Source organism: Desulfotruncus alcoholivorax DSM 16058 (genome assembly GCF_000430885.1).
Taxonomy (GTDB): domain Bacteria; phylum Bacillota; class Desulfotomaculia; order Desulfotomaculales; family Desulfallaceae; genus Desulfotruncus; species Desulfotruncus alcoholivorax.
Genome location: NZ_AUMW01000037.1, coordinates 18,422 through 31,701, shown reverse-complemented (window position 1 = coordinate 31,701; position 13,280 = coordinate 18,422). Strand labels below are relative to the sequence as shown.

The following is a 13,280-nucleotide window of genomic DNA, read 5'->3' as shown; positions in this document are numbered from 1 at the left end:
AATTGCGTATTACGTATATAGCCGGCAATATTGCCGACACTTTCTGATTTACCCCCATAGGCAACACCGTTATACCACGCATTGTTCATGGCATCTGCGGCTCTGTCGTATGTTGCTGATAAAGATTTACCGTTATTGCCGACACCGTTTACTATTGAGTTATATGCATTCCATGCGTTGCTATTAGCTGCGTCTGCTGAAGATTTTGCAGCATTTGCGGCATTATAAGCGTTTGATACTGTATTACTTACTTGTAAGAATTCATTAGAATCAGGTATACTGAAACTGCTCCCATAACTTGTTAAATATATTTCTACAGTACCCTTTGCTGAAGATGATGAAGCATAACCAAAATAAACACTAAACGTTATATTTTTTAAAAGTGGACTAATAGCCAATGTATAAGTTTGATTTGAGCTGCTAGAATCATATGGGCCAAACACAAACCAATTTTCATTAATGTCCTGACCACGTAAATAGACATATACATGAGTTCCATATACAGTATAAAATCTTGTAGTAAATACAGCTTTATTGAAAAGCCTACCAGAAGGTACAGTGAATATAACAGACGAATATTTTGTTGAACCATCAACACTAGCATCATAATAAAAACTAAAATCAACATTACAACCAGTATCACTACTTGGTAGATAAGCAGCACCTAGAGAACTTACTGCATTTAGATTAAATACTGTTAAAAATACCATTATACAAAGTATAACTTTAGTATTTTTGAACATTATGCTTTAACCCCCTCATAACTTAATTTAATGTTGGTGGCTCTTTATGAATGGTGTTCACTTAACAGCAAGGCTAGATTCACAATCCTCACCGCCAGTCGATAATCCGATACATCTTGTTTCTGCAATGAACCATTTTATAAAATCGTCAACATAATCAAATATTCGGTCTGCCCAATGATGTACCGGGCTTCGTTCTCCCTTGAGCGGTTGTCCTACTACAACTGACCTTTTTCCTAAGCCTACACCCAAGGCCCAATCCGCATGAGAATCTGAGCCGCAAGGCAGAAGTAGGATTATGAAATTAGCCCAATTAATTGCCCGTTTATTATCCATTACAGCCTGCTTCAATTCTGGTATGTTTATATACTCGCTGTATTTATGAATACTTGGATCAAATTGCTCGGGATATTTTTCCGGTGGAATCTCGGGAGATTTCCTGCAATTGGGGTCTGTAAAATCATATACTCTATGCCCCAATTCCCGAAGTTTAATTGCTAATTCTCTAACTGTATCCCTGTTTTTCCAGGATGAACTAATATAAATTTTCATAATGTCCTCCTTTAGTATTTTAGACAAACTGCACAATATGAATGTAGACTGCAATATCAACGGTGATATTGCAGCCTACCTCCTTAACCAGCTCAATAAACTTTTCTTTTTGTTGGATGTTTTCAAATTCCAGTCCGGGCACAATTTAGACAATAAGTTAGCCAGTTCACTGGCATATTCACTTTCAACATTATTTAAAATACAATGTTGAGTCTCCGTTCCGTTAAGCCAGCCGGATAACCCGCTTTCAAAAGGTAACCAGGCGTCTACAGGCATTTCCCGTGCACAAAGACCGGCCAATACCCGTTGAAACATTCCCTGTTTTAAGCCAGTGGTACCGTTTTGGTTAACAACAAGCAAGAATTGCTGCTCTTTGCCCAAACGCTTTAATGTGGGGATTAGTTGCGCCATTCCTTCAATATCCGGATAATTATTTGAAACAACAACCAGCACCATATCGGTGCGGGCGACTATTTCATCCCACAAATCCATTCGCGCCGGTAAATCGACCAGTATTAACTCGAAATGCCTTTGAACCACTTCTAAAACCCTGTAAATGATATTTGTTTCTATTCTTTCGTGCATATCGGCGACTTTGACACCGGGTATAAGATATAAATTATCAATTTGCGGGTGCCGGACGGCAAGGTATTCAAAAATTTCATTTTGATTGGGGTTGTCACTGCACTGTGTTATGCTCGGCATGATCCTCTCGTCATCAAACCTAAACCCCATATGCAGCGGCATTTTCCCGAATTCGGCCAGGTCAATGGCCAGGACCGGACGCCCCGTCGGATTGCGCAGGGCCGCTAAAATGGCCAGAGAAACAAGGACGCTGGTTTTCCCCTTACCCCCGCCCGGGGAAACGGCGCATACGGTTTTATTGCGGACGAAGCGGGCTTTTTCCACCACCTTTAGTGTTGTTTTACCGGCTGGTTCCATTTCATCGCCCTGTATATTGCCCCGCAGCACATCTTCAATCACATCCACAGGTACCTTAAAAACATCCGCTATATATGCCGGGTCAAGATACGCGCCCATCTCCTTGATGCGCTCGACATCTGATTTGGTAAACAAAGTTTTACCTCCTTGTGAACATTCCAAGTAATCCTTTCTTATTTTTTTCCTTATCAGGCTTTTTGTAATTGTGTCCGGCCAGCGTGGCCACTTCTTCGGCTAACCTGTGCCACTGGCTCCGGGCATCCTCCAGGCCCACTGTCTGGCCCTGGTAACCTTTTTTGATGTGTGTATCCCAGTCGTTTGGAATGGTCGCGATCACCCTGGGCAGTTTGTTTTTGGGGAAGTCCTTTTTAAACCCCGCGCAGAACGCGTTCTCCACAATTCTGGCGTTGTGCAGTTTGGGTGAAAATTTGTTTAAAACTATCCTGATGGTTTCCGGACGGATACCCATTTTAACCAGGTACGGCGCATAGGTGGCGGTATCGTCTTCGCTGAACTTGGATTGATCCACTACCGCCAGCGCCAGGTCCGTCATTTGGAAGATTTCCGGCAGCCAGGGACAGGCCCAAAAGTTTGGTGGAGTATCAGCGATAACAACCGGGAATCTGCCCAGTAGAACGTTAAACACTTCGGCCAGGGCACCCTCTTCAAATAATGCCTCGGGAGGGATGGTTTTATCTGCCGGCCCGGGCAAAATATATAAGCTGCTGATACCCGGCGCGGGCAGCAGAATATGTTCCGTCAGTAATTGCAGGTCCCTTCCCCGCCCGGCCAGGGCTTCGATACCCCTTTCGGGGTCTAATTTGAAGAATGATTTTATGTTGGGGCCGGCGAAATCAAGGTCCACAAGTGCCACTTCCATACCCGCCTGGGCTAAAGCTACGGCCAGGGTTATAGCCGTGGTTGTTTTGCCGACGCCGCCTTTATTTGCGGTTGTGCATACAATAATCCCCCTGTTGCCGGGGCTATAGATTAACTTCTGTTGCTGTCTGCTGTGGCCAGTTTTTTCGGTGCTCAACATTGCTACAATTTGTTTTAGCCTGGTCAATTCACTTTCCAGTTCTTCTACTTTTCGTTCTGGCTCAACCTCTTTAAATGTGCCGGCTCCGTTATTATTAAGCGTATCCCGGAATTCGAGTTCTGCGTAATCAGCCGGATTGTTGGGTTCATCAAGATTCAGCCCGTCTTTTGGCAGGGAAATGTTTTCGTGCAACCCTGCATTATTTGATTCCTCGATTCTATAATACCCGTCCAGTTCCGGTTCTTTAGAGGATGTAAGAGCCTCGAAAATTGTATAGGGCCGGTCACCCGGCAGTTGGCCGGTTACGATATTATACAGTCCATTGTCTATTGCATTTTTGATATAAAGCCGTTGCTTATCGCTTTTTTCACCTGCTATTAAAACAATATGGGTTGCGGGAAATAACATTTTCACTTTCGCCAGCAGGCTGTTGGGATTATCGCCGGGCAAAAAGCGGCTTAAAACAAGAACATCAACGGCTTTTCTGCTCCAGCTTTCCAGATCGCCGGCATTAATGCAGGTTTCAAACCGCCAGCCCTCATAAAGCCCGCTCCTTTGAAGTTCCTGTTGAATTACCTGCGCCGATTCGTCTTCAACTGCAATTAAGCAAATCAAATATATCACCCCCTGAAAATTGAAAATCCGGCAATTAAATGCCGGATTTTGCTAAGTAAATCATTTTTGCAGAGGCCGCATAAACAACAGCAGCAGCTTTGTCTTTAGGCACCTCCAGGGCGACCGCGGCAGGTTCGTTTTTCCTTGTCGCCGCTTTCGTAAGCTCGTTGCCGCCGCTACCCACATCGTTGCCCTGGTTGTCGAGGCACCGGAACACCCGTATGTTTTCCAGCACCAGCGGGGCCGCCCGGTTATCCTTGTCAACGATATGCACGTTAACCAACTGGCCCGGCATCGCATAAGCGGAACTCGACAGGTCCACCGGCACGATCACTTCAACATAGCCGGGCCGCAGGGCTCTGCCCGTGGTGAGCGCATCCTTGTAAACGTACTGCCCCTTTACCATGGGAATTTTGGCTGTTTTACCCGCAACGTCCTTGCTGCTTGCCAAGCCTTTTGCCGCGCTTTTAACGACTTCCACTGTTTTTGTATTGCTGCTGTTAAGTTCAGCGCCTATCGGAATGAATTCGGTCGCCTGCACAATCTCCACTTTTTGAGTTGCCTGAACGTATTTTTTGTTGCTTGTGTTTGCGATCAGGAGGGTAAACACCAGCGCCAGTACCAGCGACACGATAATACCAACCTTTTTACTCACAAGTTCACACTTCCCCCTTTTGAATTAAAATTGCGCCGCGCCGTAACACACCCTTTTTCATGTTCCGCCCGGTAAAGGGAAAACGCGGGATGGCCCAGCCCCCGGGTTTCCAAAAAGCATTGCCATTTTTGGATTTTTCCCGGATAAGCCCGCGTATGGAAGAAGGTATCGGGGCCGTTGTTTCCCAAAAAAACAAGGTATCCGGCAGTTTGATTCTGGCCAGGTTTAAGTCGCCGTCGAGGGTTTTCAGGAACCTGTGCAGGCTTAAACCCGCCGGTACGTCTATGTGCACCTCGAAGGCGCGACGGCCCCGGCCCGCGATTTTGCCACCGGATATGCTGATCATCGCCATTGCCCAGCGGTAATGAACCGGCAGGAGGACGACGTGTTTCAGACCAAGCTCCCTGCTCCATTTGCGGGCGGATGACTGGTAGTAGTAATAATACAGGACCGCCGTGCCGGTGATAATATTCAGGCAGAAAAACGGCATTACGTGGAGTCCGTCCAGCCTCCCAGCAACCACCACCACAGCGCTGGCAAAGAACAAGTAAAGCGCCAAGTCCCGTCCCTTGGTACCCATTGGCTTACGGGTAGATGTAGCTGACGCTATAAGCGCCTTCCAGGTATGAGCTTACCGAGTGGCCGATTCCGGTAAGCTGGTACCTGCCGACCTCATATTCGCCCAGTTTGAAGTTGAAAGGCACGGTCACCCGGGCTTCCACCGGTTGGCCCCAGGGTACCGGACCGATGTCGCTGACCTGAACTTTGATTTCATGGCGGGAAAGGTTCAGCCTGTCGGCCAGGTTATCTATAACTTCATCGGCATCCTCAGTATAGCCGCCCCATTTCCCCATGGAAGCCGCCACAAACTGGGCTTCATTCTGGACCATGCACCACTGGCCGAACATGATCACACCGATGGCGGCAAAAAAGGCAAATAAGAAGAAAATAAACATGCTAAAGGGCAGCATGATTACCTTGTCCAGCATACTACACTACCACCTAAATGCCAAAAGCACCCTTGGCATAGTCAACGAAGGAACCCCAAATATTTTGCGCCGTATTGGGCGCCAGGGCCATGAACACAACGATGACCAGCACCACAACTACCGCTGCGCCAATCAACCATACCATTTGATCCAGGGAACCTTTTTCGTCTTTGATAATTTCAATTGATTTTTTCCATAATTTTTTAATTACTTTCATGGGTTACCTCCTTAATTTTCTAATATTGGACTTTTCACCACTGCGTAATATCGCATGGGTATGCTTACCTGCTGTGAGCCAATAAGGGGAACTTTTCCTTTGAACACCGGCACGGTTATTTCAGCCACATAACCGGGTGCCCGGGCCACCCCGTGGGGAACGGATTGTCCCGGTGCCACGGTGTAAAAGCTCCTTAAAGTGTAATCACCCCCCATTTCCTCCATGGCCATATTAAAATACTGTTCGGCATATCCTTGGTTCAGTGCCACATCCTCCAAGTCACCTGTAATATTGGCGGCTCGCGCTGCGAAGTCCATAGCTTCGGCAAAATACATGTATTTAGCCGAGGCTTGTTTCCAAACGCCGAATACAAGCCCCAAAATAAAAGCAAATATGGTCAGGGTAAAGACCATATAAGTCAGGAGCATTTGGATTTCAATAAATCCCTTTTCGTTTTTTAAAACCAGAGCCGCACGCTTGTTAATACCCAAATAAGCCCGAGCGCGAATAAAACGAATGCAACAAGATACGCTATTGCTGTCAGCAGTTTTGCCACTTATGGAGATCACCGTCCTTAAACAAAACTTGCCGTCATCTTGTCCAGCAGGAACCTGACACCCGGGTAACCGAATATCAGTACCAGCCCTACCAGGCCGATGACGCAGACCAGGGCCAGGTAGCCGGTTTTGGCCGTGGTGGCCCTTGCGGCGGCCATTTCGTTGATGTCCGCGATCTGGTCGTTCAGGTCGGTGAATATATCCGCCGTGACTTTGGCGTCCCAGGCCGCCGACATCCTGAAGCAGATGGCGTCAACCAGCGGGTGCTTTGCTTTTCTGGCGACTGCATCCATTGATTCCCGCACGGCGCCCGTCCTCTTGATCCTGTCCACCGCGTTCCACATTTCGTCTTTCAGCGGGTTGGGCAGAAAAGGGACGGTGTTGGCGAACGCTTCCCGCGGAGTTACGCCTTCAACTTCAAGGAAAGAGGGCATAAAACTGACTAATGTGGGTATGCCGTCAAGCAGGTTGCTCTGCCATTTCCGGTATTCGTTTTGCAACAGTTTTTCCGTCAGGAACACGCCAAGGATTAAGCTGATCAAGCATAACACGGCGGAAAACGGGCCGATGAATTTAAAGCTGATCAAAAATGCCAAAAGAGCCAGGCCCGCTCCCGTGATAACACCGGTTTTTAAAACGTCTTTAACGCTTCTGTTTAGAATGTGGAATATCTCCTGTTTTTCGCCGCCTGTAAAGTGCATATTCAGCCGTCTTTTGATTATGTCAACAGTGGAGTTGACCGGGCTGAGTTCGTACTCGTTCAAGGGCACGCACAGCAGGAAAAAGGCGGTAAGCAGCGAGATAAACAGTCCGGCTAATGCAAAAATAGTCCCACCCCCTTTACGCCAGGTCCTCGGACCTGTTAATTTTAACTACCATAAAAATAAGCCCCACGACGATTGCGGAGCTTGCCGCCATGATTAATCTTCCCGCGCCTTCAAACAAGTGTTTAAATGCCGTGGCGTCCAGCAATAGGCCAACTGTCAAGATGGATACTGTCACGATCGCCGCTATCTTGGGTTCCAAAGTGGCCTTGGCCCGCTCGGTGATCAGCCTTTCGCGCTGGCGCAGCGCCTGGCCCAGTCTTTTCAGGCCCTTCGCCGCTGCGTATGGCCCCCCGGCCCGCTCGGAGGCCGCCAGAATTGCGGATACCGCCTTAAACTCGGACAGGTTGTACTTCTGTCCCATCTCCGCGAACATGCGGGGAAACGAAGCATGGGGGCTCATGTTTCTCATGGCGATCATTTCCTGAAATTCTGATGCGAAGGGTTCGGGAAATCTTTCGGCCATCACCCTTACGACATCTGCGCTGGTCTGACCGACCGCGTACAGGCCCGCCGCCGAGGTTACAAAATCCTTGGCTAAACTTCTCAACCGGGCCTGTTTTTTGCCGTTGATCGTCTTTTTAACCCAGCCCGGTATAAACCAGCCTAAAACCGCCCAAAACATCGCGGCGACAGGGGTTTTAAACAAGGCTGCCGTGATGATGAACAATGCCACGGCGCTCCCAGCCGACAGTCCATATACAGCAAACTTTTCTCTTGCGCTGTACGTGTCGGGGAATTCGCCGATGATCAGGCTGTAAAACAGCAAAAACAGGCTGAGGATTAAACCTGTTGTCAGCAACAGCAACCACTCCCCTTAGTGAAGGTACTTTTCCTTGACTTGTTCGTATTCAGGTTTGACTTTACCGCCCCTGAAAGCCAGCATAGACAGCCTTTCACGGGTGATGGGATTTTCATATACCCAGCGGCGCGTTTTCCCGCCGGAAGCGGTAAACTCATCGGTATCGAAGCGGATAATGGTCCGGTAACCTTCACCCGGAATAATTTCAACCAGTTCCATAAAAGTGCGCTTGCCTTCCTCGGTGGTGGTCTCTTTGTCAAGGAAGATCACGAAATGGAACATGGAGGCGATGATCTCGTCCAGAAATTCACGGGGCAGCTGAACGCCTCCGTCCAGGTACATGCCGAACAGCCTCGTGCGCAGGTCGTTTATCGTCCCGGCGTGGCCGGTTGTCCAGAAGCCTCCCGAAGTGGACGAAGCTATTTGAGAAGCCGCAATGATTTCCTTGGAACGGATTTCACCGACGATCGCGCGGTCGGGGTTGTTGCGGTTCATGGTTTTGCAGAGCTGGGTCATATCCACGATTGTTTTATCACCGTAAACCACTTCCACCAGGTTGACGCAGTTCGGCAGGTTGGGCATATACATCTCAAAGCTTGTTTCGGCGATGAACACTCTCTCCAGCTCATTTATATATGTGGCCAGTGCCCGCATGAACGTGGTTTTGCCGGAGTCGGTGCGACCGAAGAAGCCGATGTTGGCATGGCCCATCACCAGCAGGTCAACCAGCAGGTCGGCAACAAACTGCGGCAGCATGCCAAACTCCACAAGCTTTTGCAGCGGCATCGGGGGCCTGGTGGTGGGTGATTTCCTGATGGTGAGCGATACGCCCAGGGGGCTGGCCTTAAACCCCACCACCGCAATCCGGCTGCCGTCTTTAAGCCAGGCGTCCACAATCGGGGCATCTTCGGTAAACGGTCTCCCCACGTCCTCGCAGACTTTTTGGCAGTAACGGAGCAGTTCTTCATTGTTCCTGAAATACTGTTTCCCGGCCGGCCAGGGCCTGCCGCGTTTGCCGTAAAATACTTTCGGGATACCGTCGGCGGACGGGTTGGTGAACACTTCCGTGATTTCTTCGGCGCCCGGCCCCGTGAAAAATTCCTGCAATACCCCGTAGCCGGTGGTCTGGCCCATGATTTCCCTGACCGCGATTTCCTTTTCGTCGGGGGTTAAATCCTTTCTGGTCAATACCGCGTTTCGGATTAGCGCCTCCATACCCGCCAGGTCGGTTTTACCTTCAAATAAATCAGGGTGTTCCCGTGAAAGCTGGGTTGCAATCTCGTCGATAATTTTCTCCCGCTGGCGTTCGATCTGTTCCAGCCAGTTACGGGAGGCAAATTGAAGTTTTTCCGCCATTTAAACACCTCCTGAAAAATAAAAAAAGCCCGGGGTAAACCGGGCGGGGAAAGTTGCTCTAAAACAACCCCCGGGGAAACCCGGAGGCTAAAGTTTAGTTTAATTATTAAGCAGCCTGGTAAAGTCATCAATCGTATCTGCATTAACAACTTTGCGTATCGTATCTTTAATAGTCACCGGGTCTTTGAGCTCGCAAAGACGACTGCGCAAATCTTCCGGAACCTTGCCGAATTTTGCTTCAAGCAAGTCAATAAGTGTATCCAGCCGGCCTTTAACTTCGCCCCTGGCTTCCCATTCTTCCCTGATACCGTCAAACAGCGGCAGGTTTTCCAATTTAATCACCTCCAGCACCTCGAGAATTAATTCTTTGGGGAACCTAAGCGATGACAAAGCGGCCAAAGCAACGTACAAAACATCCCTGTCGCCATCAGATTCAACTTCTTCATCAAACCGCCGGGCACATTTCTCCAGGACTGCTTCAGGTGGATCTTCCTGTTTCATTAATGGAGCCAAAGGTAATAGCTCCACCGGTCCTTTGTACAGCAAATCCCGACCGGGCATGTCCTGCAAGTTTAACTGCCGGTATTTAAATTCCACCACCGTTAGTTCCAGGCAGTCTACAGTATAACGTCCATCCTGAAGCCTATCGCTGCCTGTAAGGTTAATCACCACCGGATAAATTGGTTTTTGGTGCCGCCGGTGGTGCATGGCCATGTATTCCAATAGCCGTTTGGGCATTTCCTTGTCCGGACGGGCCTGAAACTCTACCAGCATTATGTATTCGTATCCGTCTTCGTTAATTCTATATAGCACATCGGAACTGCGCTGCACGGCCACTGCTTCTTTGTCGGCATCCTGAATGGACTCTACCGGCACTTCGACACCCCGGACAAAGGCTGCAATTTGACGACCATACCGCCCAGCCAGGGCTTTTATAATCAGGTCATATTCCGCCAAGGGCATCATCCCTTTCTGGTTTAATTATATCATGTTTTAGAGTTGGCTTAAGATAATTTCTCTTGGTAGTCCTGTGCAACCGCTATTCGGAACATAGTGATCATTGCCTCAGTTTTTGCCCCAGTTTAAGTTTATTATTCCGTGGGAGATGTCAATAATTTTGTCCTACTGCGCCAGGCTGTTTACACCGGTGCCGTTAACCAACAACTGACCTGTTACAGTTCCAGAATCAGAACCGGTCCCGTACCGGGTAACGTAATGCGTATTCCCATTTGAGTCTGTTTTCCTCACTCTGTACTGATACTTGAATTCCACCGTATAGCTTGCCGTTATGGTGTAATTTTTGGGCGCTTCGGCCATCATTCTTTTCTCGATCAATGAATATATTTTGGCCCCGTCCATGGCCCAGTCTTCCTGAAACTCTACCTTGGCCACGTGCCCGTTGGGATTCATGGTTATTGTTTTCGTTCCAACCGGGCCGTAGGGGGTGCCGAAGGTGAAATTCGGGCTTTTCTTGGGATACGTCAGTTTCGCGCTTGTAATTTCCCACGAATCCAAATTGCCCTTTGGCGGCGTAGGTGCCGGTGGTTTAAGGGTGGCCGTTACCCAGTCGGTCCACTTGGCTGTACCTGCGGGCCTGGATTTGCTCCTGTCCTGGCTCACGGCCTGGAAGGTTAAACTGCCCGGTCCCGATGGCGGGGGTGGTTGGCTCACGAATACGGTTATTTGAATCGTATTATCTTCCTCTGTGGTTTCCTGGTATGCGTTCGGCAGAGGCGGTGTGTCTATTACGCCTTTCAATACCGTTTGGCCGGATTCGGGAGCGGTCCAGGTAAAGGTGTATGTTTTGACATCGTCCGGCGCGAAGTTGTCGCTGGTTACGGGCTGGCCGTTTTTCTTCAGTGTGGCCCGGTACTGGCCGTTGAACACGCCAATGGGTACGTTTTCCAACGGTGTGGTGCCGAAATACTTAAATTTAACCGTGCCGGTGTATGTCTTGCCGGGCTCCGCTTCGTCCGGCACACCGGGGTCAATGCTGGAGGCCACCAGGTTTATTTGTGTTTTGGGTATCCCGTACCAGGTGATGATGGCCGGTAAGTACCAGCGCCAGCCTTCGACCATGCTGCCGATGTTGGCCGGTTCGTAGCCAATGTACTGGCGGTTTTTAAGGTCTTTAATATCAAGTGCATTGTATATAGGGTTAGAAGGCAAATCAAGCCCCCATTGTACTGACGCTGTGCCGGCGGGCAGGTTTTGGTCGGCAATTTTAGCCGTCAGGTTTTGGGGGAGATATTTTAAGCACCACTTAAATTTATCCCAAGACATATCTTCAGGTTGACCACTAAAATTATAATGTCGGCCACCGGCGGCAGTATATTCCTCGCTGCTAAACGGGTATGGTTGTACCTCCACCCGTGTTATTTGCCACTCGTTTAGCTTATCTGCTGCCGAATAGTTAAACGGCTTGGTTAATTTACCCGTTTGGCCGGGTTTGTCCCGGTCGCCGTCGTTGTTGGTGTCCAGCCAATCGCTGCCTTTCCAGACGTCGAAATAGCCGACGATCACTTCCTGCTTAACTACTCGTTCCTGTGCCTGATCTTCGGGCAATGCGAAAGCCGCCCCAGCCGGGACGGCCATGATGATTACCGCTGCTATCAGCCAGTTAATTAACTTCTTCAACATTATTTGTTACCCCCTTGATAAATAGGGTTTTTGACATTCAATAGTTCCCCGCCGAATTCAAACAGGATGTGGGTTACTTTGGTCAAGTCAGCAGGCGTGAACGGGGGATTTGAGCCAGGCTTATATTCTCCACCGGGTATTTCATTGGGGCTATAAGTTAACTTACCTGTTTCTTTCCCCATGTACCCGCCGCCGCCACGGTAGCGCACCACGTTGCCTTCTTCCACCAGGTAGAAGTGAGGTACAAAATAACTTGAATTTGTTGCTGTAATTGTTACACCATCTTTGGTAACATTTAAGTCGTGAATAATAATCCCATCACCCTTGCCCATCTTAATGCCGTTCGGTTTTAAATCATCAACAGTTGCCTCCTGGATTACAGGGCTTTCCTTTGATAAATCCCATTCAAGCTGCAAACTCTCCTGAATACTCGGATCAAACTTCCACCCGGCAAAACTGAACGGCTTACCTTCCAGCGGCTTGGCCTTTTTAAACAGCTCCGGCATACTGCCGGTAGGTATTACCGACGGCGCAGGCGGGTTAACCGGAATGGTATCCACCGGCGGCTGCAGCTTTCCGATGTAGCCGATTACACTGCTCACGTCCGGCTTCTCCGCGCCCTTGGGCCAGCACAGCACCACCTGGTTCTTAGCGTCCCAGTCCACCTGGTAGCCTAAAGCCTCGGCCACCCACCGGGCCGGGAGATAAGTCCGGCCAGCTTTCAGCAGAGGAGCCGTGTCCATCGTCTTAGCAGCCCCGTCGCTCTTGATCACTTTACTGCCCACCGTCAACTCCACCACCGGGAAGCCGGGCTGCTTGAACGTCGCCCTGGGGCTGGCCCAGGCGATGTGGTCGTTGTCCACGCCCAGGGCGTTGCCCAGGTAGCGCACCGGCACGAAAGTGCGGTCGTTTTCGATGAACGGTTTGGCGTCCATTTTGACTCCGGGGGTTTGGCCGTTGACGAAGTATTGGTCATGGCCGATCACGAACACCACGCTTTTGACTAACTGCTTCTGCTGGTCGTATACATTGACCTGCTCGTCCGCGTTGGCGTGGGTTATGAACGGCAGGTTGATCGTCAGCAGGGCCAGGGCCAGAATGAAGCACACAAAGGCAAGAAATCTACGCATATATTTTACACCTCCATGAAAAATTTGGTACTAATTATTAGACGCGCGAACAGCTGTTTTGGTTCCCTGTTTGGGAAAAATTTCTTTTGAAATCTACCGTAGGTTTCTTAGATCAACAATTGATTCGCCCCCTTTTTTAACAAAATTTACCACCCTATCTTTAAACTCTTGTGGCAGTTTTTCGGTTATAATTCCGGGTTTCCAGATGCCTAACAAAAA

The 13,280-nt window shown here is 49.2% G+C and carries 14 protein-coding genes and 1 pseudogene; all 15 read right to left on the bottom strand.

The genetic code is table 11. The features are described from left to right. Nucleotides 1-743, bottom strand: a pseudogene (locus tag H569_RS22620) (hypothetical protein); the annotation flags it as partial. 57 nt (nt 744-800) lie between these two features. Beyond that, nucleotides 801-1,295: a hypothetical protein gene (locus H569_RS0115580; RefSeq protein ID WP_027365754.1), complete on the bottom strand. Its 495-nt coding sequence runs from the start codon at nt 1,293-1,295 to the stop codon at nt 801-803. 75 nt (nt 1,296-1,370) lie between these two features. After that, nucleotides 1,371-2,372, bottom strand: a complete 1,002-nt coding sequence (locus H569_RS0115575; RefSeq protein ID WP_027365753.1) for an AAA family ATPase — start codon at nt 2,370-2,372, stop codon at nt 1,371-1,373. A 4-nt stretch (nt 2,373-2,376) separates the two neighbouring features. After that, nucleotides 2,377-3,891, bottom strand: coding sequence for an AAA family ATPase (locus H569_RS23460; protein WP_027365752.1), 1,515 nt, complete (start codon nt 3,889-3,891; stop codon nt 2,377-2,379). 34 nt (nt 3,892-3,925) lie between these two features. Next, nucleotides 3,926-4,546 carry a CpaB family protein gene (locus H569_RS0115565; protein WP_027365751.1) on the bottom strand — a complete coding sequence of 207 codons (621 nt, stop codon included), beginning with the start codon at nt 4,544-4,546 and terminating at the stop codon, nt 3,926-3,928. Between the two features lie 4 nt (nt 4,547-4,550). Further along, the gene (locus H569_RS0115560; RefSeq protein ID WP_027365750.1) at nt 4,551-5,105 is read right to left on the bottom strand and encodes a hypothetical protein; all 555 of its coding nucleotides are present in this window, start codon (nt 5,103-5,105) and stop codon (nt 4,551-4,553) included. A gap of 25 nt (nt 5,106-5,130) precedes the next feature. After that, the gene (locus H569_RS0115555; RefSeq protein WP_027365749.1) at nt 5,131-5,535 is read right to left on the bottom strand and encodes a hypothetical protein; all 405 of its coding nucleotides are present in this window, start codon (nt 5,533-5,535) and stop codon (nt 5,131-5,133) included. Nucleotides 5,536-5,548: 13 nt separating this feature from the next. Continuing rightward, on the bottom strand, nt 5,549-5,752 hold the full coding sequence (locus H569_RS0115550; RefSeq protein ID WP_027365748.1) for a hypothetical protein: 204 nt from the start codon (nt 5,750-5,752) through the stop codon (nt 5,549-5,551). 11 nt (nt 5,753-5,763) lie between these two features. Then, nucleotides 5,764-6,243: a hypothetical protein gene (locus H569_RS0115545; RefSeq protein WP_027365747.1), complete on the bottom strand. Its 480-nt coding sequence runs from the start codon at nt 6,241-6,243 to the stop codon at nt 5,764-5,766. 83 nt (nt 6,244-6,326) lie between these two features. Beyond that, nucleotides 6,327-7,079: a hypothetical protein gene (locus H569_RS0115540; protein WP_238492580.1), complete on the bottom strand. Its 753-nt coding sequence runs from the start codon at nt 7,077-7,079 to the stop codon at nt 6,327-6,329. Between the two features lie 70 nt (nt 7,080-7,149). Further along, nucleotides 7,150-7,935, bottom strand: a complete 786-nt coding sequence (locus tag H569_RS0115535) for a type II secretion system F family protein (RefSeq protein WP_027365745.1) — start codon at nt 7,933-7,935, stop codon at nt 7,150-7,152. A gap of 15 nt (nt 7,936-7,950) precedes the next feature. Further along, entirely contained in the window at nt 7,951-9,291 is a 1,341-nt protein-coding gene (locus tag H569_RS0115530) for an ATPase, T2SS/T4P/T4SS family (RefSeq protein WP_027365744.1), read from the bottom strand. 99 nt (nt 9,292-9,390) lie between these two features. Next, nucleotides 9,391-10,254: an Rpn family recombination-promoting nuclease/putative transposase gene (locus H569_RS0115525; RefSeq protein WP_027365743.1), complete on the bottom strand. Its 864-nt coding sequence runs from the start codon at nt 10,252-10,254 to the stop codon at nt 9,391-9,393. A gap of 159 nt (nt 10,255-10,413) precedes the next feature. After that, nucleotides 10,414-11,931 (bottom strand): hypothetical protein, encoded by a 1,518-nt coding sequence (locus H569_RS0115520; RefSeq protein WP_027365742.1) that lies wholly within the window; start codon nt 11,929-11,931, stop codon nt 10,414-10,416. Further along, nucleotides 11,931-13,061: a stalk domain-containing protein gene (locus H569_RS21455; RefSeq protein ID WP_051273694.1), complete on the bottom strand. Its 1,131-nt coding sequence runs from the start codon at nt 13,059-13,061 to the stop codon at nt 11,931-11,933. Before H569_RS21455 ends, H569_RS0115520 begins: the two co-directional genes overlap by 1 nt. Nucleotides 13,062-13,280 lie beyond the last annotated feature (219 nt).

Bases quoted from the DNA above. Each gene is read 5' to 3' on its own strand.
- H569_RS0115530 (WP_027365744.1), bottom strand. From the start codon at position 9,291: ATGGCGGAAAAACTTCAATTTGCCTCCCGTAACTGGCTGGAACAGATC.
- H569_RS21455 (WP_051273694.1), bottom strand. From the start codon at position 13,061: ATGCGTAGATTTCTTGCCTTTGTGTGCTTCATTCTGGCCCTGGCCCTG.
- H569_RS0115555 (WP_027365749.1), bottom strand. From the start codon at position 5,535: ATGCTGGACAAGGTAATCATGCTGCCCTTTAGCATGTTTATTTTCTTC.
- H569_RS0115580 (WP_027365754.1), bottom strand. From the start codon at position 1,295: ATGAAAATTTATATTAGTTCATCCTGGAAAAACAGGGATACAGTTAGA.
- H569_RS0115520 (WP_027365742.1), bottom strand. From the start codon at position 11,931: ATGTTGAAGAAGTTAATTAACTGGCTGATAGCAGCGGTAATCATCATG.
- H569_RS0115525 (WP_027365743.1), bottom strand. From the start codon at position 10,254: ATGCCCTTGGCGGAATATGACCTGATTATAAAAGCCCTGGCTGGGCGG.
- H569_RS0115550 (WP_027365748.1), bottom strand. From the start codon at position 5,752: ATGAAAGTAATTAAAAAATTATGGAAAAAATCAATTGAAATTATCAAA.